Annotated in this window: 22 protein-coding genes; 14 read left to right on the top strand and 8 right to left on the bottom strand. The window is 71.4% G+C overall.

The window, feature by feature from the left end; all coding sequences use genetic code 11:
* Positions 1-148: 148 nt before the first annotated feature.
* The 5 genes from OG917_RS03935 to OG917_RS03915 all read left to right on the top strand — a co-directional run bounded on the left by OG917_RS03935 (position 149) and on the right by OG917_RS03915 (position 5,643).
* Positions 149-1,576, top strand: coding sequence for a sugar porter family MFS transporter (locus OG917_RS03935; protein ID WP_328316107.1), 1,428 nt, complete (start codon positions 149-151; stop codon positions 1,574-1,576).
* Positions 1,577-1,623: 47 nt separating this feature from the next.
* Positions 1,624-2,379, top strand: a complete 756-nt coding sequence (locus OG917_RS03930) for a (Fe-S)-binding protein (protein WP_328316106.1) — start codon at positions 1,624-1,626, stop codon at positions 2,377-2,379.
* The gene (locus OG917_RS03925) at positions 2,376-3,794 is read left to right on the top strand and encodes a LutB/LldF family L-lactate oxidation iron-sulfur protein (protein ID WP_328316105.1); all 1,419 of its coding nucleotides are present in this window, start codon (positions 2,376-2,378) and stop codon (positions 3,792-3,794) included. The genes OG917_RS03930 and OG917_RS03925 overlap by 4 nt, the downstream gene beginning before the upstream one ends.
* Positions 3,791-4,420, top strand: a complete 630-nt coding sequence (locus tag OG917_RS03920; protein WP_328316104.1) for a LutC/YkgG family protein — start codon at positions 3,791-3,793, stop codon at positions 4,418-4,420. The genes OG917_RS03925 and OG917_RS03920 overlap by 4 nt, the downstream gene beginning before the upstream one ends.
* A 134-nt stretch (positions 4,421-4,554) precedes the next feature.
* The gene (locus tag OG917_RS03915) at positions 4,555-5,643 is read left to right on the top strand and encodes a mandelate racemase/muconate lactonizing enzyme family protein (RefSeq protein WP_328316103.1); all 1,089 of its coding nucleotides are present in this window, start codon (positions 4,555-4,557) and stop codon (positions 5,641-5,643) included.
* Positions 5,644-5,839: 196 nt separating this feature from the next.
* Here the strand turns inward: OG917_RS03915 and OG917_RS03910 are convergent, their stop codons facing one another.
* Together OG917_RS03910 and OG917_RS03905 are read right to left on the bottom strand one after the other, a co-directional pair.
* A complete protein-coding gene (locus OG917_RS03910; RefSeq protein WP_328321646.1) occupies positions 5,840-6,634 on the bottom strand; it encodes a VOC family protein in 795 nt (264 codons plus the stop codon).
* Positions 6,635-6,822: 188 nt separating this feature from the next.
* Positions 6,823-7,902: an NADH:flavin oxidoreductase/NADH oxidase gene (locus OG917_RS03905; protein ID WP_328316102.1), complete on the bottom strand. Its 1,080-nt coding sequence runs from the start codon at positions 7,900-7,902 to the stop codon at positions 6,823-6,825.
* Between the two features lie 146 nt (positions 7,903-8,048).
* On the opposite strand from OG917_RS03905, the gene OG917_RS03900 reads away from it, so the two are divergent.
* Positions 8,049-8,393: an ArsR/SmtB family transcription factor gene (locus OG917_RS03900; RefSeq protein ID WP_328316101.1), complete on the top strand. Its 345-nt coding sequence runs from the start codon at positions 8,049-8,051 to the stop codon at positions 8,391-8,393.
* Between the two features lie 13 nt (positions 8,394-8,406).
* On the opposite strand, the gene OG917_RS03895 is transcribed toward OG917_RS03900, so the two are convergent.
* The 4 genes from OG917_RS03895 to OG917_RS03880 form a co-directional block, all read right to left on the bottom strand.
* A complete protein-coding gene (locus OG917_RS03895; protein WP_328316100.1) occupies positions 8,407-9,021 on the bottom strand; it encodes a TetR/AcrR family transcriptional regulator in 615 nt (204 codons plus the stop codon).
* A 214-nt stretch (positions 9,022-9,235) separates the two neighbouring features.
* A complete protein-coding gene (locus OG917_RS03890) occupies positions 9,236-9,925 on the bottom strand; it encodes an HAD family hydrolase (RefSeq protein ID WP_328321644.1) in 690 nt (229 codons plus the stop codon).
* Positions 9,926-10,095: 170 nt separating this feature from the next.
* The gene (locus OG917_RS03885) at positions 10,096-11,031 is read right to left on the bottom strand and encodes a M56 family metallopeptidase (RefSeq protein WP_328316099.1); all 936 of its coding nucleotides are present in this window, start codon (positions 11,029-11,031) and stop codon (positions 10,096-10,098) included.
* Positions 11,032-11,124: 93 nt separating this feature from the next.
* Complete coding sequence (locus OG917_RS03880; protein ID WP_328316098.1) at positions 11,125-11,703, bottom strand: DUF5134 domain-containing protein; 579 nt, start codon at positions 11,701-11,703, stop codon at positions 11,125-11,127.
* Positions 11,704-11,909: 206 nt separating this feature from the next.
* Between OG917_RS03880 and OG917_RS03875 the strand changes: the two genes are divergently transcribed.
* Positions 11,910-12,476, top strand: coding sequence for a GNAT family N-acetyltransferase (locus OG917_RS03875; RefSeq protein ID WP_328316097.1), 567 nt, complete (start codon positions 11,910-11,912; stop codon positions 12,474-12,476).
* Between the two features lie 7 nt (positions 12,477-12,483).
* On the opposite strand, the gene OG917_RS03870 is transcribed toward OG917_RS03875, so the two are convergent.
* Entirely contained in the window at positions 12,484-13,134 is a 651-nt protein-coding gene (locus OG917_RS03870; protein ID WP_328321642.1) for a glycerophosphodiester phosphodiesterase, read from the bottom strand.
* A 377-nt stretch (positions 13,135-13,511) separates the two neighbouring features.
* Between OG917_RS03870 and OG917_RS03865 the strand changes: the two genes are divergently transcribed.
* The 3 genes from OG917_RS03865 to OG917_RS03855 are packed head-to-tail and all read left to right on the top strand — an operon-like array spanning position 13,512 to position 16,743.
* On the top strand, positions 13,512-14,912 hold the full coding sequence (locus tag OG917_RS03865) for a DUF6421 family protein (protein WP_328316096.1): 1,401 nt from the start codon (positions 13,512-13,514) through the stop codon (positions 14,910-14,912).
* A 26-nt stretch (positions 14,913-14,938) separates the two neighbouring features.
* Entirely contained in the window at positions 14,939-15,685 is a 747-nt protein-coding gene (locus OG917_RS03860; RefSeq protein WP_328316094.1) for an SDR family NAD(P)-dependent oxidoreductase, read from the top strand.
* A complete protein-coding gene (locus tag OG917_RS03855) occupies positions 15,664-16,743 on the top strand; it encodes a threonine aldolase family protein (RefSeq protein ID WP_328316092.1) in 1,080 nt (359 codons plus the stop codon). Before OG917_RS03860 ends, OG917_RS03855 begins: the two co-directional genes overlap by 22 nt.
* 232 nt (positions 16,744-16,975) lie before the next feature.
* Here OG917_RS03855 and OG917_RS03850 read toward each other — a convergent pair whose 3' ends face one another.
* Positions 16,976-17,704 carry a lysophospholipid acyltransferase family protein gene (locus tag OG917_RS03850; protein WP_328316091.1) on the bottom strand — a complete coding sequence of 243 codons (729 nt, stop codon included), beginning with the start codon at positions 17,702-17,704 and terminating at the stop codon, positions 16,976-16,978.
* A 361-nt stretch (positions 17,705-18,065) separates the two neighbouring features.
* On the opposite strand from OG917_RS03850, the gene OG917_RS03845 reads away from it, so the two are divergent.
* The 4 genes from OG917_RS03845 (at position 18,066) to OG917_RS03830 (ending at position 21,194) form a co-directional block, all read left to right on the top strand.
* Positions 18,066-18,392, top strand: a complete 327-nt coding sequence (locus tag OG917_RS03845) for a TlpA family protein disulfide reductase (RefSeq protein ID WP_328316090.1) — start codon at positions 18,066-18,068, stop codon at positions 18,390-18,392.
* A gap of 212 nt (positions 18,393-18,604) precedes the next feature.
* A complete protein-coding gene (locus tag OG917_RS03840; RefSeq protein ID WP_328316089.1) occupies positions 18,605-19,168 on the top strand; it encodes a flavin reductase family protein in 564 nt (187 codons plus the stop codon).
* A gap of 201 nt (positions 19,169-19,369) precedes the next feature.
* Positions 19,370-20,155, top strand: coding sequence for an electron transfer flavoprotein subunit beta/FixA family protein (locus OG917_RS03835; protein ID WP_328316088.1), 786 nt, complete (start codon positions 19,370-19,372; stop codon positions 20,153-20,155).
* Positions 20,156-20,231: 76 nt separating this feature from the next.
* Positions 20,232-21,194 carry an electron transfer flavoprotein subunit alpha/FixB family protein gene (locus tag OG917_RS03830; protein ID WP_328316087.1) on the top strand — a complete coding sequence of 321 codons (963 nt, stop codon included), beginning with the start codon at positions 20,232-20,234 and terminating at the stop codon, positions 21,192-21,194.
* Positions 21,195-21,337: the final 143 nt, after the last annotated feature.

Here is a 21,337-nt window from a genome sequence, read left to right as displayed (position 1 = left end):
ATTGAACGAGGGAGAACCCCAGTGCTGTTGAAGCCTTCACGGTCCCAGAAATTCAGGGTTGAAGGGTTGACGCGCGTCAGGACCTCAGGGCTAACCTCCGATGATCGTCAATTTCCTATAGGAAAAGTCCGGCCGTTCTGGAGGCGCCATGGCAGACACCCCGCACTCTGTCCCCACCGCGCGGCGAACGTCCGGCGGCAGGCCCGGCCAGGGGCCCGTCCGCGAGCGCACCCCGCCGCTTCCCCGGTTCGTCAAGGCCGTCGCCGTGCTCGGCGGGATGGCCGGTCTGCTGTACGGGTACGACTCGGGCGCCATCGCCACCGCGCTGCCCTTCGCCACCCGCAGGTTCGGTCTCTCCTCCACCGAACAAGGCCTGGTCACCAGCCTGATCCTGCTCGGAGCGCTGCCGTCGATCGTGGTCGGGTCCCTGGCCGCCAAGCGGTTCGACCGGCGGCACCTGCTGATCGCCGCGGGGGCCGTCTTCGCCGTGGGGTCGCTCGGCTGCGCGCTCTCGACCGACGTCACGATGCTGCTCGTCTCGCGGTTCGTACTCGGTCTGGCCGTGGGCCTGGCCAATATGTTCGGCCTCATCCACCTGACCGAACTGGCCCCCAAGCGGATCCGCGGTCTGATCAGCGCCCTCTACCAACTGAGCGTCAACGTCGGCATCCTGATCGCCTACGGCGCCGGTGACGCCCTGCGCGGCTCGGGCTCCTGGCAGTGGATGCTCGGCCTCGGCGCACTGCCGGCCCTGCTCTTCCTCGCCGGCATGGTGCTCAGTCCTGCCAGCCCCCGCTGGCTGAGCCTGCGAGGGCGGGAGGCCGAAGCCCACGCCGTTCTGATGCGGCTGCGCTCGTCACGCGCCGAGGCGGATGCGGAGGCCGCCGAGATCCGGCAGAGCCTCGGGATGCAGGAGGCCGGCCTGCGCGAGCTGCTGCACCGCTACCGCCCGGCGCTGCGGATCGGACTGTTCCTGACCTTCTTCCAGGTGTTCACCGGGATCAACGCGGTCGTCTACTACGCGCCCACGGTCTTCGCGGGCGCCACCGGCCACTCCGCCGACACCGGCATCATCGCCAACTACAGCGTCGGCGGCGCCCTGGTGATCTCCACCGCGATCTCACTGCCGCTGATCGACCGGCTCGGCCGCGTCAGGATGCTCGCCTGGAGCCTCGGCGGCCAGGTGCCGCCCCTGATCCTGCTGGCGCTCTTCCCGCACGCGTCCGCCCTCGACGTCCTCTGCGTCTTCGTCTTCACCTTCGCCTTCGGATTCGGGCTCGGCCCGGTCTTCTGGCTCTACATCCCGGAGATCCTGCCGCTGCGGGCCCGCGCTCTCGGCATGGGGGTCGTCACCTTCACCCAGTACCTCTTCAACTTCCTCTTCTCCCTGACCTTTCCTGACATCCTCGACGCGATCGGCTTCTGGGTCTTCGGTATCTACGCAGTGATCTCCGCACTGGGGCTCGCATTCGTCCTGAACCGGGTACCCGAGACGGCGAACCGCTCGTTGGAGGAGATCGAGGCGGAGTGGCGGCGCAAGGACGCGGCGCCGGCCTCCGCCCCGGCCGCCGCCTGACACCACCGCCGCGGCCCCCCGGCCGCGGACGACCCCGAGAAGGACACATGCGGGTAGGACTCTTCGTGACGTGTGTGAATGACGCGTTGTATCCACGGACCGGCATCGCCGTCGTGAGACTGCTGGAACGGCTGGGCGTGGAGGTCGGCTTCCCCGCCGGACAGACCTGCTGCGGGCAGCCGCAGTTCAACACCGGCTACCGCCGTGAGACCGAACCCCTGGTCCGGCGCTACGACCGGGTGTTCGCCTCGTACGACTACGTGGTCACGCCGTCCGGCTCCTGCGCGGCGATGGTCCGGGACAACTACCCGCGCATCGGCCGCAAGGCGGCGGCCGAGCACCGCGGCCAGGAACTCGCGGACGCTGCGGCCCGCTCGGTGCCCAAGACGTACGAGCTGACGGAGTTCCTGGTGGATGTGCTGGGAGTGGTGGACGTGGGGGCGTACTTCCCGCACCCGGTGACGTACCACCCGTCCTGCCACGGCCTGCGGATGCTGGGACTCGGGGACCGGCCGCGCCGGCTGCTGGAGGCCGTGCGGGGCCTGGAGCTCCGGGAGCTGGAAGGGGCTGAGGAGTGCTGCGGTTTCGGCGGGACCTTCGCGGTGAAGAACGCGGACGTGTCGGCGGCCATGGGTGAGGACAAGGTGCGCAACGCGCTGTCGACCGGCGCCGATGTCCTGTGCGGGGCCGACAACTCCTGTCTGATGCACATCGGCGGCATTCTGCGCCGCCAGGACGCGCCGCTGCGGGCGCTCCACCTGGCCGAGATCCTGGCGAGCACCGAAGAGGAGCCCCACGCATGAGCGGTACCTATGTCGGGATGCCGTCCTTCCCGAAGGCGGCCGCCGAGGCCGTACGCAACGAGACCCTGCGCGGGAACCTCAGGCATGCCACGCACACCATCCGTGACAAGCGGGCGAAGGCGGTGGCCGAGCTCCCCGACTGGGCGCAGCTCAGGGAGGCGGGGAAGCAGATCAAGGACCGGACGCTGCGCCATCTCGACAGCTATCTGGAGCAGTTGGAGGCATCGGTCACGGCCGCCGGCGGCACGGTCCACTGGGCCGCCGACGCCGAGGAGGCGAACCGGATCGTCACCGGGCTGGTGAAGGCGACGGGCGAGCGTGAAGTCGTCAAGGTCAAGTCGATGGCGACCCAGGAGATCGGTCTCAACGAGGCGCTGGAGGCCGAGGGGATCGCCGCGTACGAGACGGATCTGGCGGAGCTGATCGTGCAGCTGGGCGAGGACCGCCCGAGCCACATCCTGGTCCCGGCGATCCACCGCAACCGGGCGGAGATCCGGGAGATCTTCGCCCGGACGATGAGCGAATGGGGGCGCCCGGCGCCCGAGGGGCTGACGGATACCCCGGCCGAGCTGGCCGAGGCGGCCAGGCTGCATCTCAGGGAGAAGTTCCTGCGCGCCAGGGTCGGCATCTCGGGCGCGAACTTCATGGTGGCCGAGACCGGCACCCTGGTGGTGGTGGAGTCCGAGGGCAACGGCCGGATGTGTCTCACCCTGCCCGAGACACTCATCTCGGTGGTGGGTATCGAGAAGACGGTGCCGGCCTGGCGGGACCTGGAGGTCTTCCTGCAGACCCTGCCCCGTTCCTCGACGGCCGAGCGCATGAACCCGTACACCTCGATGTGGACCGGCACCACCGATTCCGACGGGCCGCGCGACTTCCACCTGGTACTACTCGACAACGGCCGCACCGACACACTCGCCGACGAGGTGGGCCGCCAGGCGCTGCGCTGCATCCGCTGCTCGGCCTGCCTCAACGTCTGCCCGGTGTACGAGCGGGCGGGCGGGCACGCGTACGGCTCGGTCTACCCGGGCCCCATCGGCGCGATCCTCAGCCCGCAGCTCCGGGGCACGGAGAGCGAGATCGACGCCTCGCTGCCCTATGCTTCCTCGCTCTGCGGTGCCTGCTACGACGTGTGCCCGGTCGCCATCGACATCCCCGAGGTCCTCGTCCACCTCCGTGAGCGGGTCGCCGGGCAGGGCGGCAGGGGCCACCGGCTGGAGAAGGCGGCGATGAAGGCCGCCGGCTGGGTCCTGGACCATCCGGCGGCACTCGCCGCGGGGGAGAGAGCGGCGTCGATGACCCGCGGCCTGCACCCGAAGCGGCTGCCGGGCGCCGCGGCGTGGACCGACAGCCGTGAATTGCCCGAACTGCCGCCCGAACCGTTCCGTGACTGGTGGAAGAAGAACCGCACATGAGCTCCCGCGATCAGATCCTCGCCCGGGTACGCGCCGCTGTCGCCGACGCGCCGGAGGCCCCCGAGGTCGCCCGCGACTACCTCACCACGCACACCGCCGACGACCCGGCGGCCGTGCTGGACCTCCTCCATGAGAATCTCGCCGACTACCGCGCCCTCGTGCACCGGACCCGTCCCGAAGGCCTGCCCGCACTCATCGCGGGGCTGCTGGCCGCGCGGGGAGCCGCGACGGTGCTGGCACCGGCCGGGCTTCCCGCCGGATGGCTCGCCGAGTCGGCTGCCACCCGGACCGACGACTCCCCGGACATGACCGCGCGGGAACTCGACACCATGGACAGCGTGGTCACCGGATGCGCGGTGGCCATCGCGGAGACCGGCACCCTCGTCCTCGACGGCAGCGCCGGCCAGGGGCGCCGCCGGATCACCCTCGTCCCTGATCACCACATCTGCGTCGTACGGGCCCCCGCCCAGGTGGTCGCGTCGGTGCCCCAGGCCCTGCCGCGTCTCGACCCGGCGCGCCCGCTCACCTGGATCTCGGGCCCTTCGGCGACCAGCGACATCGAACTCGACCGGGTCGAGGGCGTGCACGGCCCCCGCACGCTCGAAGTCGTCCTCGTCGAGGAGTGACGCCGAGGAGTGACGCAGGGAAGGGCGGAGCGCAGGAGGCAGCGACCGGAGGCGGGCCCGCACCGGCGAGCAGCGGCCGGCAGCGCCCCCAGCAGCAACCCGCCGAACGACGGAACCACCGGGAGACCCCACCCATGACCAGGATCACGCGTGTCGACTGCCGGCTCGTCTTCATCGAGCCCGAGACGCTGCGCACCGATGCCACCCAGACCTTCGTACGCCAGGAGACCATCCTCGTCACCGTCGGGACCGACGACGGGCTTTGCGGCACCGGCTACTCCTACACGATCGGCACCGGCGGCAGTTCCGTACTGGCGCTGCTGCGCGATCACCTGGCCGCCACCCTGCTGGGCGCTGACGCGCGCAACGTGGAGGCGGTCTGGGCCCGGATGCTCGCGGCCACCCGTGCCACCGCGTTCGGGCTCCTCACGTCGCTGGCCCTGGCCGCCGTCGACACGGCCCTGTGGGACCTGCGGTGCCTGCGCGCTGGTGAGCCGCTCTGGCGGCTGGCGGGCGGTGCGCACGAGCGGCTGCCCGTGTACGACACCGAGGGCGGCTGGCTGCATCTCAGCACCGACGAGCTGGTGAAGAACGTCTCGGCGGCGCAGGCGTCGGGGCTGCGCGGCGCCAAGCTGAAGGTCGGCAAGCCCTCAGCGGTCGAGGACGCGGAGCGCCTCGCGGCGGTCCGCGAGGCGACAGGGCCCGCGTTCGAGCTCATGGTCGACGCGAACCAGTCGCTGACCGGGGCCGAGGCGATCCGCAGGGCCCGCACCTTCGAGCCGCTCGATATCGCGTGGTTCGAGGAGCCGCTGCCCGCCGAGGACGTCGCCGGCCATCGCAGACTCGCCCGTTCGACCACGGTGCCGGTCGCGGTCGGTGAGTCCGTGTACAGCGTCGGGCACTTCGCCGAGTACCTGTCGGCGGGCGCCGCCGGCATCGTGCAGGCCGACGTGGCCCGGGTCGGCGGCATCACGCCCTGGCTGAAGGTGGCGCACGCCGCCGAGGCCTGCAATGTGCGGGTGGCTCCGCACTTCCTGATGGAGCTGCACGCGAGTCTGGCCTGCGCCGTGCCCGCCGGGATGTACGTGGAGCACATCCCGCAGCTCGGCGCGATCACCCGCAGCGCGCTGGTCATCGAGGACGGCTGCGTCGTCCCGCCCGAGGCCCCCGGGCTCGGCATCGAGTGGGACGAGGACGCCATCGCGGATCTGCGGGTCGCCTGAGGGCTGGTCCGGGGTTCCCGGCGCCCGTCAGGGAGGGCGGACCAGCCCGGGGGAGCGTCCGGGAAGCCGTGTCGTCGGGCCCGGAGCGGCGGGCGCGCGTTCCGGGCGTCGCCGGCCGGACGCGACTGCGCGGACAACCCCGGGCCCGGTCTCCGCGGCCGGCGCACCGCCGCGCCGCCCGCCGGGGAGACACCCGCTAGGCGGACTCGGGCGAGCCCGTCGTGATCACGGCGAAGACGCCGCCCTGCGGGTCGGCCAGGACCGCCATCCGGCCCGCCACCATGTCGAAGGCCGGGGCCATGACCGAGCCCTGGGCGCGGACTGCGGCCGCCTGGACGCTGTCCACGTCGTCGACGTGGAAGTACGGGAGCCAGTTCGGCGGCGTCCCGGGCGGCAGGTTCGCCATGTCCTTCATTCCGCCGACCGCGCGGCCGTCCACCTGGAACTCCGTGTACCCCCCGGCGTCCGGATGCCCGGAAGCGCCGGCGCTGACGGGCAGGATCGACGAGTAGAACGCGCCGGCGGCGGGGATGTCGTCCGTGCTCAGCTCGTTCCAGATGAGTGCGCCCTGCTCGTTGACGATTCCCGCGCCGTTGAAGGAACGGGCCTCCCACAGACCGAAGACGGCGCCCGTCGGGTCGGCGACGACGGCCATCCGCCCGAGCTCCATGACGTCCATCGGGCCCGCCACCACCGTGCCCCTGGCGTCCGTGACGGCCTTGACGGTGGCGTCGATGCTGTCGGTGGCCAGGTAGGTGGTCCACACGGTCGGAGGCATGGGGTCCGGGACCTTGCCGTCGGGAGTCATCGCCTTCATGATTCCGGCGACCGGCTTGCCCTTGAGCGTGCAGACGGCGTAGCCGCCCTGCTCGGCGGGGCCGATCTCGCCCTGCCAGCCGAGCAGGTCACGGTAGAAATCGATGGCCGCCTGCTGGTCGGGGACCATCAGATCGAGCCAGCACGGGGTGCCGGGCTTGTAGGGGCCGTTCATTTCGGGCACGGAGGCCTCCGGATGGCACGAGGGAAGGACGGGCCATCCTTTGCCCGGCCCCCACCCCCCGAACCGGGCCGTCCGGGTGAAACGCCGACGACCCCTCCCCTCAGGGGGGAAGAGCCGTCGCCGCGCGGTCCGCCGGTGTGCCCGGCTCCGGGAGGGCGTCACGCTCTCCCGGCCGGTGGTCAGACCGAGCGGTGGTACTGCTGGGGTACGTGCACGTCGGCGCCGAGCTCACGTGCGGCGAGCCGCGCCCAGGACGGGTTGCGCAGCAGCTCGCGGCCGAGCAGTACGGCGTCCGCCTCGCCGTTGGCCAGGATCTTCTCGGCCTGCTCGACCTCCGTGATCAGGCCGACCGCGGCGACCGCCAGCGGCGTCTCGGCCTTGACCCGGGCGGCGAAGGGCACTTGGTAGCCGGGGCCGACCGGGATGCGGGCACCGGACACGTTGCCGCCGGTCGACACGTTGAGCAGGTCGATGCCGTGCTCGGTGAGCAGCGGGGCGAGGCGCACGGTGTCGTCGGCCGTCCAGCCGCCCTCGTCGACCCAGTCGGTGGCCGAGATACGGAAGAAGAGCGGCAGCTCATCGGGCCACACCGCCCGCACGGCGTCGACGACTTCGAGGGCGAAGCGGGTGCGGTTCTCGAAGGAACCGCCGTACTCGTCGGTGCGGTGGTTGCTGTGCGGCGAGAGGAACTCGTTCACCAGATAGCCGTGGGCGCCGTGGATCTCGGCGACCTGGAAGCCCGCGTCGAGCGCACGCCGGGCGGCGTCGGCGAACTGGCCCACGATGGAACGGATCTGATCGGTGCTCAGCTCATCGGGTACGTGCTCGCCCTCGGCGAAGGGGAGGGGACTGGGGGCGACCGGCTGCCAGCCGTCCTGGTCCGCGCCGACCGGTCCGCCGCCCTTCCAGGGGCGGTCCGTCGACGCCTTGCGGCCCGCGTGGGCGAGCTGGATGCCGGGGACCGTGCCCTGCCCCTTGAGGAAGTCCGTGATCCTGCGGAGCCCCTCCACCTGGGCGTCGTTCCAGATGCCCAGGTCGGCGGGGCTGATCCGGCCCTCGGGGCTGATCCCGGTCGCCTCGACGATGATCAGTCCGGTGCCTCCGGCCGCACGTGCCGCGTAGTGCGCGAAGTGCCAGTCGTTGGCGACGCCGGTGCCGGGCCCCGACGTGGCCGCCGAGTACTGGCACATGGGCGGCATCCACACGCGGTTGGGGAAGGTCAGTGACCGCAGGGTGTACGGCTCGAAGAGGGCGCTCACGACAGGCTCCATTCACATCGGCGTCGGGGCTACTCGTACGATACGCATCGTAGTACGGTGAATGTCAAACTACGAGGAGTCTCGTACAATGAAGCCGACTACGACCCGGCCGCCACCCGCCCGGGCCCGAATGAAGGAGAGCCGCAGTGGTGAGCGCAACGAGCAGCCGTGCACTCGCTCATCCGGCGCGCGACGAGATCCGTCTGGACGGTGTGCTCCACGCGCTCGCCGACCCGATGCGGATGTGTGTGGTGCGTGAACTGGCCTCGGACGGCGGAGAGCTGTCCTGTTCCCGGTTCGTCCTCCCGGTGACCAAGTCGACCACCACCCACCACTTCAGGGTGCTGCGCGAGAGCGGGGTGATCCGGCAGATCTACCGGGGCACCGCGAAGATGAACGTGCTGCGCAGGGATGACCTGGACGCGGTCTTCCCCGGTCTGCTGGACGGTGTCCTCGCCGCCGCCGATGCGGAGGCCGCACGGCAGGCGTGACCTCCTCCGGGCGTCAGCGGGCCGGCCCCGGCCCGTCGTCCGGCGGCGCCCCCTGCCGCCAGCCGAGTCCGTACCGCTGGAAGAGCTCGGCCCGCAGCCGTGCGTGCGGCATGGGCGCCCCGGGCAGCAGCTGCGCGAAGACGGTGCCCATGAGCTGGGCGCGCAGCAGCGGATAGTCGGTGTCCGGGTCCGTGGATCCGTACCGCTCCACGACGGAGCGCAGCACCCGGGCGAGTTCCTGCTGTTCAGGGCACTGCACGAATCCCTGCTCCTGGAGTATTCCGGCCATATGGGTCCGCATCAGTACGGGATGGCCGGTGGCGAGACCCAGGACGGCGTCGATCGCCCGCGCCAGCAGCTCCTTCCCGTCGGCGGTGCGCGGCTCGCGCTCCAGTGCCACGGTGAGCGTGCGGTGCATCAGGCGGTGCACGGCGGACTGCAGAAGGTACCGCTTGCCCGGAAAGTAGTACGAGACGAGGCCGCGGGCGGATCCGGCGCGGTCGGCGATGTCCGCCAGCGTCGTCGCCTCGTATCCGCGCTCACCGACAAGATCCACTGTGGCCTGCAGGAGGCGCTCGCGGGAACGCCGCCGCAACTCCTCATTGACCGATTGGCTGCGCGGGGACATGCTTACTCCTGCGTTGACTGGCTCTCAGCCAACTATAATCAGCGCATCCTGCACAGGGCTGCTTCGGGGGCCGTTCTGCAGGCTTCGCCCGGACCGGGCGACGCGGGGGATCGTCCGGTCCGGGCGTTCTGCTGCCCTGCCGGGCCGGCCGTGCGGCGTTTCCTGCGGTGCCGCCGTGCGCCGGTCCGTCGCGCCGCCCCTCCGGGTCTCCCGCTCAGCGGGCGAGGTCCAGGACCGGCAGGAGCGCGTCCGGGCGCTCCGCGGCCGGCAGGTGGTCCACGAAATGGACGGCGCAGCCCAGATCCCGGGCGCCGCCGTCGGCATGGCGGCTGTCGCCGACCATGAGGGTCTCCCGGGGATCCTGGCCCAGTGCCGCGCACGCGGCGCGGAAGATCCGGACGTCGGGCTTCTGGATTCCGTGCTCGTACGACAGCGTGTAGCCGTCCACATACGGGTCGACCCCATGGGTGCGGAACACCGGCCGGAGGTCCCAGCCGATGTTGCTCACCACGCCGACCCCGATTCCTCGCGCGTGCAGCGTCGCGAGCACCTCCGCCGTGTCCGGGTAGGGGCTCCAGGCGAGCGGTGCCTTGTGGCGGGCGTAGAGAGCGTCATAGAGGGCCGGATCCGGCAGTTCGACCTGGCGGGCGAGGCCTGTGTACGCGGCCTGGTGCAGCTCGGCGCTGCGGTCGCGGGATTCCCAGAGCCCGGCGAGGCCGGGCGGCACCCGCTGAGGGTCAGGACCGCCGGGCAGGGCGCCCGCTGCCGTCAACTCCGCGGCACGGAGGGAGAACTCATCCTGGCTCAGCGTGGTGCCTGTCGCGTCCAGGGCGGCACGCAGCCACGTTGTGACGGGCTCGATCCGGAAGAGCGTTCCGGAGAAGTCGAAGAGTACGGCCTTGATCGTCATGGCGGCATTCTTTCCCGTACGGCCTTCACCGCGCCCTCCGGTCCTGGCGCCACCGCTACCCGAGCGCGCGCAGTCCCGGGACGAACGCCACCAGCAGCGGCACGACCGGGACCAGCGAGGCGGCTGCGGTGAGCCGCAGCCTGCGGCCTGTCCTGGCGCCACCGCTACCCGAGCGCGCGCAGTCCCGGGACGAACGCCACCAGCAGCGGCACGACCGGGACCAGCGAGGCGGCTGCGGTGAGCCGCAGCCTGCGGCCTGCGGTGAGTCGCGGAGTCGCGTTGAGTAGCCGGTCGACGCGGTGCGGCAGCTCGGCGCCGGGGGTCGGGCACGGGCCGAACACCCCTCGGTGCTCGTTGAGTTGGACCAGCGCCAGCGCGATGGTCAGCCGGCCGAAGCGGCGGGACGCCACATCGTCGGCCGCCAGTTCCACGAGCCGGTGCATCTCGTTGCGGAAGGCGGCGAAGACCGGGATCTGCGGGAAGCCCGAAGCCAGCGCGGCCGAGCAGTGCAGCAGCCAGTCGTGCCGGGCGCGCGCGTGGCCCTGCTCATGGGCGAGCACCGCATCCAGCTGACGCCCTTTCAGCCCGCGAAGTGCCGCGGTGGTGATGACCAGTTGGGGGGCCGCGCCGGGGAGCCACCAGGCATCGGGGCGCTCGGCCTCCAGCACCACGAGGCGCTCACCGCCCGGTTCCTCGCCCGGCAGCACGGGGGAGCGGACCAGGAGCTCCCTGCGGCTCTGCCGGCGCGCGGCCCGCGCGCGGCGGATCTCCCGGGTGAGCATCGCGGCCGTCCAGAGGCCCCCGGCGGCCAGCACCGTCGCTGTCGCCGCCGACCACTGTGTGTACGCGCCGAGGGCGTACGCCTCGACCACGGCGTGCGGGGCGGGTGCGAAGACGTTGCCCCGTACGAGCTGCCAGGCCGCGGACGCGCTGAACGTCATCGCCAGCGCGAAGCAGAGCAGGACGGCGGCCACCACGCACTGCCACACCCACAGCGCCACCACGGGCTCCCGCTCGGGCCACTGGGCGCGCGCCAGAAGCCGCGGCGCCGCAACAGCAGCCACGGCTCCGAGTAGCAACAGCGCTAGGGAGACCACCATGGGGGCCAGCTTATGGAGTCGGCGTGTCGCCGGGGTATGGCCTGGCCCCTCAAAGTGACGCAGGACACGGCGGATCCGCGCGCCCGCGCGGGCTCAGAGCGTCAGCAGCATCGCGAACATCCCCGTCCCCATGGCGAGCCGGCAGGCGAGCGCCAGCTCCGGCCGGGCTCCCCAGCCCACGGCCCCGCCGCCGGCCGGGGCCCCTGCCGCCCGGGGCGCCGGCACCAGGGTGGCGCCCGCGCGCAGGACGTACACCGCGTAGTAGACGAGCAGCGCTCCGGTGAGCAGCGGGATCCCGCCCGCCGGCTGCCCCGCGTGCGCCATGTGTTCCATGGGGCCGTCGCTCGCTCCGCCCGCACCCATCCCCGGTGTCATGGTGAGCGCCATGTAGACCATGGCGAGGGAGCCGACCAGATGGTGCAGATGGCGGGTGCCCGCGCGGAGTTGCCAGAGCGCCCGCAGGCCCCCCGCGGCGAAGACGGCCGCCAGCAGCGTCCACCCCCACTGCGGGGGAGCGGCCACCGTGGCGGGCAGGGCCATCGCCGCCATACCGAACCCCATCACCGCCTCGCTCCCCGCGGCGGTCCGCGCCTGCTGCGAAGGACTGCGCATCCGCAGCAGGCAGTAGGACCCCGTCGCCGCACACAGTGCCACCAGAAGCCAGGCGGACATCGCGGATCCGTGCACGGCGTACCTCCCCGTTCGACGGTCGACGCGTTCGGCCATCGGTCTCGACGCATCGATGCCCGGGCGGGACGGAGCGCACGCAAGCGCAGGGGGGCACGGGGGAGCGCGCCACGGGCGCGTTACTGTCTGGACTGCACCTGCCGGCCGGATCCGGTCCGCCCGGCGCCGCCATCGACGGGAGACATCACCCCATGGACACCGCCCCCGACCGGATCACCTTCAGGGACGCGGCCGACACCGACGTGCCGGCGCTCGTCGCCCTGATCGAGTCGGCTTACCGCGGGGAGTCCAGCCGCACCGGCTGGACCACGGAGGCGAACATCCTGGGCGGCAGGCGCACCGACCCGGACGGAGTGCGCGACGTCATCGCGTCCCCCGCCGGCCGGGTGCTCGTGGTGGAGCGCGACGGCGAGCCCGTCGCCTGCTGCCAGCTCGAACAGCGTGGCCACGCGGCCTACTTCGGGATGTTCGCGGTGAGCCCGGCGCTGCAGGGCGCGGGGCTCGGCAAGCGGATCATCGCGGAGGCCGAACGCCGGGTCCGCGCGGACTGGGGGGCCGACGAGATGCAGATGACGGTCATATCGGTCCGGGACGACCTCATCGCCTGGTACGAGCGGCGCGGCTACCGCCGTACGGGGAGGATGTTCCCCTTCCCGTACGGCGACGAGCGGTTCGGGATCCCGCTCCGCGACGACCTGCAGTTCGAGCTCCTGGTCAAGCCGCTTCCGGCCCGGGCCGCCGGCGACGGGGCGCGGTAGCGGGGTCTCAGGCGGTGAACCGCCCGGTGCGCCGGATCTCCGGGTAGTCGGTGGTCGCGCCGTCCAGGTCCAGCGCCCGGACCAGGCGCAGGTGATCCTGGGTGTTCACCACCCAGCCGAGCACCTTCAGGCCTTCCGCGTGTGCCTGCTCGACGGTCTCCAGGGTGAGCCTGCGGATGTTCAGCGCCACCGTCGCGGCGCCGACCGCCTTGGCGCGGGCCACCATGTCCGGACCCCAGCGGCTCGCGATGAGCACCGTCCGCACGTCGGGGACGAGCGCGGCGATCTCGCGGACCGCCTCGTCGTGGAAGGAGGAGACCTCCACCCGTCCGGCCAGATCGTGCCGGAGCATCACGTCGGCGAGTGCCCGCGCCGCGGCGGCGTCCTTGATCTCGGCCTGGATCGGTGAGCGGACCGCGTCCAGCACCTCTTCGAAGACGGGGATCCGCTCGCCCTGTCCGGCGTCGAGCTCCCGCAGCTCGGCGAGCGTCCGGTCGGCGATGGCTCCTTTGCCGTCGGTCGTGCGGTCCACGTCGGTGTCGTGCATGACGACGAGCGCGCCGTCCTTGCTCAGGTGCAGGTCGAGCTCGATGGCGTCCATGCCCGCCTGTTCCGCGTGGCGGAAGGACCGCAGGGTGTTCTCCGGCTCGACGCCCATGACCCCGCGATGTCCGATGATGAGGAGACTCAAGGTTCTCTCGCTTCCGTCGACGGCGGCTCTCGCGTGGCATTGCTACCCAGCTTGCAGAGCCGCAGCCCAACGTTCCGGTTCCCCGTCCCGGTCCCGCGGTACGGCGGGGCGCCCGCTGCCCCGGAAGAGCCCCCGGGCGACGGCCGCCCGGGGGCTCTTCGATCCGCGGATTCTCCGGGCAGCGCTGGGTGGAAGCGGTTCCATCGGGGCAGACGACGGGAAGATTCGCTGCGATCAAGGGGGTTCAGCGGGACAATCTGTTGCATGCGCCTTGAATGAGCGAACCGAAGCCGGATACGGTGTCCCAGCGGTTTGGCGACAAGTTCTGCTGTGGAGGAAGTGACATGACGAAAATTCTTGTGCAGGACACGGTCGAGGGCGGCATATCCAGCGCCCAGCCAGTGATCGAGCACCCGGCCTGGCCCGTGCTCAAGAACGCCGTCGAGGAGATCCGGCCCTGGCAGTCGAAGGACGGCTCCATCGACTTCGGGGTCGACGGGGCCCCCTCCCGTGCTGCCGCCGATGCCGCGCTCGCCCGGGTGACCGGTGCGGTCGAGGAGCTTTCCGCACTGCTGCCGCACGACGCCGCGTACCACCGCGCGCTCGTCGCCGACCTCCGCAAGTGGGCCGACGGCGGATTCGCCGTACCGGACTTCCTGGACTCGCTGCTCGCCTTCCACCCGGCGGATCTGCGGGCCGACGGCCTCCAGCACCTGGTCGTCTTCGCGATGTACACGCAGAACGGCAACCCGGACCGCAATCTCGAAGCCGTCGTGCTGCGCATGGTCTGGCCGGATTGGCTCGCCGAGCTGGAGGCCACGCGCTACGACAACCCGATGTACTGCGGCATCACCTTCGAGGACTTCACCCCCGGGTACGACACCAACTCCGCCGTGCTCTTCCCTGAGACCATCGCCGTGCGCGAAGCGCCCGACCGTTTCACCTGGGGCGGTATCTTCTGCGACCGCGAGGCGGCGCGCTTCCGGACCGTCACGGAGGCAGCCGTCGGCGTCCTGCGGCTCGAACTGCCCGACGACATCCGGGACATGCTCGCCGATCAGGGCCGCTGCCAGCAGGCGTTCGTGCTGTGGGACATGGTCCATGACCGCACCCACAGCCACGGCGACCTGCCGTTCGACCCGTTCATGATCAAGCAGCGCCAGCCGTTCTGGATGTACGGCCTCGAAGAGCTGCGCTGCGACCTCACCGCCTTCCGGGAGGCCGTGCGTCTGGAGGCCGACGGCTTCGGACAGGGCCGCGACGTCCAGTACGCCGTGCTCTTCGACCGCATGTTCCGCTTCCCGGTGACCGGCGAGCGCGTACGCAACTACGACGGTCTCGGCGGCCAGCTGCTCTTCGCCTACCTGCACCAGCACGACGTGGTGCGCTGGACCGACAGCACCCTCAAGATCGACTGGGAGCGGGCCCCCGAGGTCACCAACCAGCTCTGCGCGGAGATCGAGGACCTGTACCGGGCCGGTATCGACCGCCCGAAGCTGGTCCACTGGTTCGCCGCCTACGACCTGGTCTCCCGCTATCTCGCCCCGCACCCCGGATCGCGCTGGGCCAAGGGCCCGGACGCCCTGGACCTGACGCAGCCGCCGCGTAAACTGGTGGACGACGTGCTTCCGGACGAGTTTCCGCTCAGCATGTTCTATGAGGCACTCGCCAAGAAGCTGAAGAGTGTGGTCGCCTCGACCAGGGGCATCACCGCGGCGGGCGCCCCCGAGCGGGAAGCGGCGTGAGCGTCCGCAGGCAGGAGGCGGAGACAATGGGCAAGGGATCACTGGACGGGGCCGTGGTGGCCGTCGCGGGGGCCGCGGGCCCCGCGGGCCGGGCGGCGCTGCTGAGGCTGGCCGAGGCCGGCGCGACGGTGGTCGGCGCCGACGCTGATGTCGCCCGGCTGGCCGAGGCGGTGGACGCCGCCCGCTACGCGCACGGCGGCGCCACCGTGACCGGCGAGGCCGTCGACCTGCTGGATCTGGCGGCGACACGGGCCTGGGCCGACCGTACGGAGGCCGAGTTCGGCCGGATCGACGGTCTGGTGCACCTGGTGGGCGGCTGGCGCGGGAGTGCCGGCTTCGCCGAGACCGGGATCGCCGACTGGAACCTGCTGGAGAAGCTGCTCATCCGTACGGTGCAGCACACCTCACTGGCCTTCCACGACGCACTGCTGCGCAGCGACCGAGGCCGCTACGTGCTGATCAGCGCGGCGGGCGCGTCCAAGCCCACGGCGGGCAACGCCGCCTACGCCGCGTCGAAGGCCGCGGCCGAGGCCTGGACGCTGGCACTCGGCGACGCCTTCCGCAAAGCGGGCGGTGAGGACGGTCCGCGGACCGCGGCCTCCGTCCTGGTGATCAAGGCTCTGGTGCACGACGCGATGCGTGCCGAGCGGCCGAATGCGAAGTTCTCGGGCTTCACCGACGTCGCGCAGCTGGCCGAGGCCATCGCAGGTGTCTGGGACAAGCCCGCCGGAGACGTGAACGGAAAGCGCCTGTGGCTGACACCCGCCCCGTGAGGACCGATGCCGTACGCCACCACGACCCCCAGGTCCGTGGCTTCGCCAGTGACAACTACGCGGGTGCGCACCCGGAGATCCTGGCCGCGCTCGCCGTCGCCAACGGCGGGCACCAGATCGCGTACGGCGAGGACGCGTACACCGAGCACCTCCAGCGGCTGATCCACAGCCACTTCGGCCAGAGCGCCGAGGCGTTCCCGGTCTTCAACGGCACCGGCGCCAACGTCGTCGCCCTGCAGGCGCTGACCGACCGGTGGGGCGCTGTCGTCGCCGCCGAGTCGGCCCACATCAACGTCGACGAGGGCGGCGCACCGGAGCGGGTCGCCGGTCTGAAGCTGCTGACCGTCCCCACGCCCGACGGCAAGCTCACCCCCGAACTGATCGACCGTCAGGCGTTCGGCTGGGACGACGAGCACCGGGCGATGCCGCAGGTGGTGTCGATCACCCAGAACACCGAACTCGGCACGGTCTACACGCCCGCCGAGATCCGGGCGATCTGCGACCACGCCCACGGATACGGCATGAAGGTCCACCTCGACGGGGCCCGGATAGCCAATGCCGCGGCGTCGCTGGACGTTCCGATGCGTGCCTTCACCAACGCGGTGGGGGTCGACATCCTCTCGTTCGGCGGCACCAAGAACGGCATGCTCTTCGGCGAGGCCGTCGTGGTGCTCAACCCGGACGCCGTGCGGCACATGAAGCACGTGCGGAAGATGTCGATGCAGCTCGCGTCCAAGATGCGTTTCGTGTCGGTGCAGCTGGAGGCCCTGCTCACCCGTGATCTGTGGCTGCGCAACGCCCGTCACGCCAACACCATGGCCCGGCGTCTCGCCGCGGGGGTGCGCGACACCGACGGGGTCGAGATCCTGCACGCGGTCGAGGCGAACGCGGTGTTCGCGCGGCTGCCGCACGACGTCAGCGAGCGGCTGCAGAAGCGTTACCGCTTCTACTTCTGGGACGAGCCTGCGGGCGACGTCCGCTGGATGTGCTCCTTCGACACCACGGAGGAGGATGTGGACGGCTTCCTGCTGGCCCTCAAGGAGGAGCTGGCCCGCTGAGGAGTGCGCGGACCTGCGACCGACCGGACAGCATTGAGTCCGTTCGGTCGTACGCGTATGCCTGCGGCCCGGCCGCCGTGAAACCGCCGTGGCCCGGCGCGGGACGTCCCGCGCGGCCGGACCCGCCAGGACGCCCGGGAGGACAGGCCGCCCGCCCGCGGGCGGCCCTCGCTCGGCGGGGAGGCCGCCCGGCGGGCGCGCCGGAAGCCCGGAGGAGGGGCTCCGGACGGCGTCAGCCGGTTCCGGCCTCGCGCACCTGCGCGGGGGTGGGCGCCGTGCCGCCCAGGTGGGCCGGGATCCACCAGGTGTCCGACGCGTTCCTGGGGCGCACCGGATAGGCGCGCTGCGCCGCTTCCAGCAGCTCCTGCATGCGCTCGCGGAGCCTGCGGGTGATCGCTCCCGCGTACTCGTCGGAGGGCGCGTCCATGGGCTCCCCCACCCGGACCGTCACGGGGATGTGACTGCGCTTGAGGTTGCGCGGCCTGCCCTTGGTCCAGATCCGCTGGGTGCCCCACAGGGCCATCGGGATCAGCGGCACGCCCGCGTCCTGCGCCAGCCGCGCGGCGCCGGACTTGAAGCTCTTGAGGGTGAAGGACTCCGAGATGGTGGCCTCGGGGAAGACGCCGATGATCTCGCCGGAGCGCAGTGCGGTCAGGGCGTGCCGGTAGGCCGCCTCGCCCTGCTTGCGGTCCACCGGGATGTGCTTCATCCCGCGCATCAGCGGCCCGGAGATCTTGTGCCGGAAGACGGACTCCTTCGCCATGAATCGCACCAGGCGCTTCTGGGGGAGCGCGGCCAGACCGTCGAAGATGAAGTCCAGGTAGCCGATGTGGTTGCTGACGAGAACGGCACCGCCCGAGCGCGGGATGTTCTCGGAACCCTGTGTATCGATCTTGAGGTCGAGCGCCTTGAAGAGCCCCCGAGCGGCGCCGATGACCGGTCGATAGACGAGTTCTGCCATCTGGAGAAGACCCTTCTGTGCCCGGGGACGCGGCCCCGGGAAGTTACGCTGCCGTAGGTTTTCGGCATGGGGCAGATCGTGCCCCATGCCGACCAGAGTAGCCACCCTTGGTGAGGCGGGGCCGCGAGATCCTCGTCACGTCGCGCCCGGGCCGTCGGCACCACTCCCGAGCAGGGGATACTCCGCCGGGCGCGGCCGGAGCCGCCCCGCGCGCCGCCCCGGGAATCATCCCGGACGGAGAAGCGCTGCACCTCGGCGGAGGCCCGGGGTGTGCCGGGCGGCGGCAGGGACGGCCGGCCGGCAGCGGCGGGGACGTACGGCTTCTCGCAGGTACGGCGGTGGAGCGGGACAGGAGCGCGACGTGCACGAGCAGGATGGCGAAAGGCGGCTGGGGGCCGCGGAGTTGGGTGTGGAGCCGGGGGAGCGGGCGACGCTCGTCCAGTTCTCCACTGCCTTCTGCCGCCCCTGCCGGGCGACCTGGCGGACACTCCAGGAGGTGGCCGCCATGGTCGACGGGGTCACTCATGTCGAGCTGGACGCCGAGGCCCGGCTCGCACTCGTACGGGAGCTGGAGGTGGTGAGCACCCCCACCGTGCTGGTGCTCGACGGGCAGGGCCGCATCGTCGGACGGGCCTCCGGGCAGCCGCGCAAGGTCGATGTCATCGCCGCCCTGGGGCGGGCGGTCTGACCCGCCGTGAGTGATCTCCCACATCCCGGAACGCCCTTGACGGGGTCTCCCTCGAATCGTCAATCTGACGCTATGTCGCTGCTCCCCCCTCCTGACGGCCGGTGCCCCCGCCGCCGGGCCCCCGCGGACCCGGCCCGCAGCTCCGGCGCGCGCTGTCCGGGTGTCTGACACATCCCCGGCCCCGTTGGCTCACCCCGGAGAAGGACACCCGCATGAAGACACCGTCAAGGACACCGAAGAGGCCGGCGCCGTCCGCCGCGCGCACCGCCCCGGAAGCCGCCGGAGGGTCCGCCGCCGACCCGCTCGCCGCCTCCGCACTGCTCCGCTCGGTCTTCCGCCGCCACGCCTCCGGGGTCGCGGTGGTCACCGCGGCCGGGGAGCGGCCGGTGGGTTTCACCGCGACCTCGGTCAGCTCCGTCGCCGCTGAGCCGCCGCTGATCTCCTTCGGCGTCGGCACGGGTTCGTCGAGCTGGCCCGTGGTGGCCGCGGCCGAGCACATCGGGGTCCACATACTCGGCGAGCACCAGCAGGAGCTCGCCGCGACCTTCGCGCGCAGCGGCGCCGACCGGTTCGCCGCGCCGACCGACTGGCGCAGCGGCCCCGAGGGTGTGCCGCTGCTGAACGGCGTACTGGCGTGGCTGGTCTGCCGTGTGGTGGCGCGGGTCCCCGCCGGTGACCACCGCATCGTGATCGCCGAGGTGGTCACGGGCGACCCGGCCGGGTCCGGCCGCCCGCTCCTCTACCACCAGGGGCGCTTCAACGCGCTGCGGGACTGAGAATCTCCCGGGGACCGCGGCTACGGAGCGTTGCTCACATCACAGTTCAAAGCGCTTGCTCAGCGGGTACATTCTGGATGTACTGGCGAGTAATATTTCGGTCGGGGGCGTCGGAACCCCCAACCGGAAATCGCCCCATCAGGCGCCTATGCTGCGAGCAACAAGGCAGCCCGGAAAAGACGATGCAGTAGGAGAGCCGGCGTGAGCTTGAGGATCGTTGTCTGTGTGAAGTACGTGCCCGATGCCACCGGTGACCGGCATTTCGCCGATGACCTGACACTGGACCGTGATGATGTCGACGGGCTGCTGTCGGAGCTCGACGAGTACGCGGTGGAGCAGGCGCTCCAGATCGCGGGCGAGGCCGACGACGCGGAGATCACTGTCCTCACGGTCGGTCCCGAGGACGCGAAGGACGCGCTGCGCAAGGCGCTCTCGATGGGAGCCGACAAGGCCGTCCACGTCGAGGACGACGATCTGCACGGCACCGACGTGATGGGTACGTCGCTGGTACTCGCCAAGGCCATCGAGAAGACCGGGTACGACCTGGTCGTCTGCGGTATGGCCTCGACCGACGGCACGATGGGCGTGCTCCCGGCGCTGCTCGCCGAGCGTCTGGGTGTCCCGCAGGTCACGCTGCTGTCCGAGGTGTCGGTCGACGGCACCACGGTCAAGGGCCGCCGGGACGGCGACTCCGCCAGCGAGCAGCTGGAGGCCTCGCTGCCTGCCGTCGTGTCCGTGACGGACCAGTCGGGCGAGGCCCGCTACCCGTCCTTCAAGGGCATCATGGCGGCCAAGAAGAAGCCCGTGGAGTCCCTGGACCTGGGGGACCTGGACCTTGAGGCCGGCGCTGTCGGCCTGGAGGGCGCGTGGACCAAGGTCGACTCCGCGGCGCAGCGCCCGGCCCGTACCGCCGGGACGATCGTCAAGGACGAGGGCGAGGGCGGCAAGCAGCTCGCCGAGTACCTCGCGGGCCAGAAGTTCATCTGAGGCTCCCGGAGCCCCTCGACCGCCCGAGCGTCCCGAACGCCCCCCAGATTCTTCGCATTCGCAGGAGAGCAATCCCATGGCTGAAGTTCTCGTCTATGTCGATCACCTCGACGGTGCCGTCCGCAAGCCCACCCTGGAGCTTCTGACGCTGGCCCGCCGGATCGGTGACCCGGTCGCCGTCGCGCTGGGTGCCGGTGCGCAGGACACCGCGGCGGCCCTCGCTGAGCACGGCGCGGTGAAGGTCCTGACCGCGGACGCCCCCGAGTTCGCCGACTACCTCGTCGTCCCGAAGGTCGACGCGCTGCAGGCCGCGTACGACGCCGTGTCCCCGGCCGCGGTACTGGTGCCGTCCTCCGCCGAGGGCAAGGAGATCGCCGCGCGCCTCGCGGTGCGTATCGGCTCCGGCATCATCACCGACGCCACCGACCTGGAGGCCGGTGCGGACGGCCCGGTGGCCACGCAGTCCGCGTTCGCCGCGTCGTTCACGACCAAGTCCCGCGTCTCCCGCGGCACTCCGGTCATCACCGTCAAGCCGAACTCGGCACCGGTCGAGGCGGCCCCGGCCGCGGGGACCGTCGAGGCCCTGTCCGTGTCCTTCGGCGAGGGCTCGACCGGTACCAAGGTCGTCTCGCGCACGCCGCGTGAGTCGACGGGCCGTCCGGAGCTGACGGAGGCCGCGATCGTGGTCTCCGGCGGCCGCGGGGTCAACGGTGCGGAGAACTTCCACCTCATCGAGGCCCTGGCCGACTCGCTCGGCGCCGCTGTCGGTGCCTCGCGCGCCGCCGTGGACGCCGGCTGGTACCCGCACTCCAACCAGGTCGGCCAGACCGGTAAGTCCGTCTCGCCGCAGCTCTACATCGCCAACGGCATCTCCGGCGCGATCCAGCACCGCGCCGGCATGCAGACGTCGAAGACCATCGTCGCCGTCAACAAGGACGCCGAGGCGCCGATCTTCGACCTCGTCGACTACGGCGTCGTCGGCGACCTCTTCCAGGTCGTTCCGCAGCTCACCGAAGAGGTCACCGCCCGCAAGGGCTGATCCGACTCTTCTCGGCGGCCGGGGGCCGCGCGGCGAACGACGCCGCGCGGCCCCCGGCTGTTTCGGCCGGGCCGCCGGCCATTGACGCAGGTCATGACCGCCCATTAACTTCACTATGCGGATTGTTGATTCCGTGAAGCGGA

Source organism: Streptomyces sp. NBC_00388, assembly GCF_036061255.1.
Lineage (GTDB): Bacteria > Actinomycetota > Actinomycetes > Streptomycetales > Streptomycetaceae > Streptomyces.
The sequence above is the reverse complement of the archived record's forward strand: the minus strand, read 5'-3'. Positions and strand labels throughout refer to the sequence as shown.